The 2,130-nt window shown below is 44.6% G+C and carries 1 protein-coding gene and 14 tRNA genes; all 15 read right to left on the bottom strand.

The window, feature by feature from the left end; genetic code table 11:
* Positions 1-126 precede the first annotated feature (126 nt).
* Positions 127-300: a hypothetical protein gene (locus KM885_RS17695; RefSeq protein WP_216884338.1), complete on the bottom strand. Its 174-nt coding sequence runs from the start codon at positions 298-300 to the stop codon at positions 127-129.
* A gap of 563 nt (positions 301-863) precedes the next feature.
* Positions 864-948, bottom strand: a tRNA-Leu gene (locus tag KM885_RS17690).
* 11 nt (positions 949-959) lie between these two features.
* Positions 960-1,033: transfer RNA gene (locus KM885_RS17685), tRNA-Cys, on the bottom strand.
* Between the two features lie 36 nt (positions 1,034-1,069).
* Positions 1,070-1,144: transfer RNA gene (locus tag KM885_RS17680), tRNA-Gly, on the bottom strand.
* 3 nt (positions 1,145-1,147) lie between these two features.
* Positions 1,148-1,222 (bottom strand) — tRNA-Gln (locus KM885_RS17675).
* An 11-nt stretch (positions 1,223-1,233) separates the two neighbouring features.
* Positions 1,234-1,309 (bottom strand) — tRNA-His (locus tag KM885_RS17670).
* Positions 1,310-1,315: 6 nt separating this feature from the next.
* Positions 1,316-1,389 (bottom strand) — tRNA-Trp (locus KM885_RS17665).
* A gap of 16 nt (positions 1,390-1,405) precedes the next feature.
* Positions 1,406-1,490, bottom strand: a tRNA-Tyr gene (locus tag KM885_RS17660).
* Between the two features lie 5 nt (positions 1,491-1,495).
* A tRNA-Phe gene (locus KM885_RS17655) sits at positions 1,496-1,571 on the bottom strand.
* Between the two features lie 27 nt (positions 1,572-1,598).
* A tRNA-Asp gene (locus tag KM885_RS17650) sits at positions 1,599-1,675 on the bottom strand.
* A 12-nt stretch (positions 1,676-1,687) separates the two neighbouring features.
* Positions 1,688-1,764: transfer RNA gene (locus tag KM885_RS17645), tRNA-Met, on the bottom strand.
* A 30-nt stretch (positions 1,765-1,794) separates the two neighbouring features.
* Positions 1,795-1,870 (bottom strand) — tRNA-Val (locus tag KM885_RS17640).
* Positions 1,871-1,874: 4 nt separating this feature from the next.
* Positions 1,875-1,949 (bottom strand) — tRNA-Glu (locus tag KM885_RS17635).
* A 10-nt stretch (positions 1,950-1,959) separates the two neighbouring features.
* A tRNA-Ser gene (locus KM885_RS17630) sits at positions 1,960-2,053 on the bottom strand.
* 1 nt (position 2,054) lies between these two features.
* Positions 2,055-2,129 (bottom strand) — tRNA-Asn (locus tag KM885_RS17625).
* Between the last annotated feature and the right edge of the window lies 1 nt (position 2,130).

Raw genomic sequence — 2,130 nt, 5'->3', positions numbered from 1 at the left:
ACGTGGAACAATCCATGAATGGTTGTTGTGCAAAAAAACTTAATCTTTTTGTGTCCAAAAACTTGACGTAGATCCAAAAAGTCACAAGCTAACCACCTTAACCTTCATTAATTTTCTGAGTTAGCTTCATAAACTTATTTTAACTTCTTTATCAGATGGATTCATAATGAAAAAGGTCAACATAATACGGTAAAGGAGATTCCTCGTCGATAAATCAGACAACTTATATAAGGTTTCGGAAGTAATACCATTCCCTATTACTGCAATATCTATATCAGATCCTCTTTTATAATTCCCCATTGCTCTACTTTCAATAATAATTTTATCAAATTTCACTAGGGCAATGCTTATCTAACGTATGTCATTATGAATCAATTCAAACATATTTTTATCTTTGTTCTAATAATTTGTCATATATATTTCTGAGTATGGGTAGAAATCGCTCTAGTATTTCTATAACTACCCATTCTGTTACCCCTAGATCATAATATATGCATTGTTAAATCGTTCTTGGATAATGCCTCCATCCCAAGGTATCCATCCCAAATTATCTCAACCCAGAGCGCTTATTTAATGAATTCTCTTGGTCTTTTAGCAACATAGCCCTCTTCCTAACTATTTTATCCCCACTACGGGCGCTTTCACATATGTTCAGATGATAGTTATATGTTATTAACGATTTATGTTAGACTGAAAAACAGCGATTCTTACAAGGGCTAATTTTTCTTTCGATTATATGTAAATACATTCACTCTGAAGAAAAGATTTAGGTTTTATTTAATCATACAAAAAAGAGACAAGAAATTATATCCCGTCTCGTTTTTACGCTAGTAATATTTTAACACTTACGTTCTCGGATTAGATACCGGTGGTCGGGGTCGAACCGACACGTCCTTAACGGACACGGGATTTTGAGTCCCGCGCGTCTGCCAATTCCGCCACACCGGCAAAAATAAAAATGGAGGCGGTAACCGGATTTGAACCGGTGATAAAGGTTTTGCAGACCTCTGCCTTACCACTTGGCTATACCGCCGTATAAAATATACGTTATACTATATTCAGATTTTATTGGAGCGGAAGACGGGATTCGAACCCGCGACCCCCACCTTGGCAAGGTGGTGTTCTACCACTGAACTACTTCCGCAATTGGCTGGGCTACTAGGATTCGAACCTAGGATACACGGGATCAAAACCCGATGCCTTACCGCTTGGCTATAGCCCAACAGTTTTTAATGGGGCGACCGGTGGGAATCGAACCCACGAGTGCCGGAGCCACAATCCGGTGCGTTAACCCCTTCGCCACGGCCGCCATATATGGCAGGGGTAGTAGGAATCGAACCCACATTGACGGTTTTGGAGACCGTAGTTCTACCGTTAAACTATACCCCTATTATAACATGAAAAATGGTGGAGGGGGGCAGATTCGAACTGCCGAACCCAGAGGGAGCGGATTTACAGTCCGCCGCGTTTAGCCACTTCGCTACCCCTCCAACAATGGTGGCTCGGGACGGAATCGAACCGCCGACACACGGATTTTCAGTCCGTTGCTCTACCGACTGAGCTACCGAGCCATCATAATGGAATCTATTCATTTAAAATGGCGGTCCGGACGGGACTCGAACCCGCGACCTCCTGCGTGACAGGCAGGCATTCTAACCAGCTGAACTACCGGACCATTTAAAATATTTGGTTGCGGGGGCAGGATTTGAACCTACGACCTTCGGGTTATGAGCCCGACGAGCTACCAGACTGCTCCACCCCGCGATATGAAAAACTATTGAATTATGAAATTGATGGTGGAGGATACAGGGCTCGAACCTGTGACCCCCTGCTTGTAAGGCAGGTGCTCTCCCAGCTGAGCTAATCCTCCATCATGGTGACCCGTACGGGATTCGAACCCGTGTTACCGCCGTGAAAGGGCGGTGTCTTAACCGCTTGACCAACGGGCCAACTATGTACTGGCGGAGAGCAAGGGATTCGAACCCTTGATACCGCGGTAGCGGTATACACGATTTCCAATCGTGCTCCTTCGGCCAAACTCGGACAGCTCTCCATGGCTCCACAGGTAGGATTCGAACCTACGACCGATCGGTTAACAGCCGATTGCTCTACCACTGAGCTACTGTGGAA

Origin of the sequence: Oceanobacillus caeni (assembly GCF_019037185.1) — a bacterium.
Lineage (GTDB): Bacteria > Bacillota > Bacilli > Bacillales > Amphibacillaceae > Oceanobacillus > Oceanobacillus caeni.
The sequence above is the reverse complement of the archived record's forward strand: the minus strand, read 5'-3'. Positions and strand labels throughout refer to the sequence as shown.

Excerpts from the sequence above, each read along its gene's own strand:
- KM885_RS17695 (WP_216884338.1), bottom strand. The coding sequence starts at position 300 with ATGGGGAATTATAAAAGAGGATCTGATATAGATATTGCAGTAATAGGG.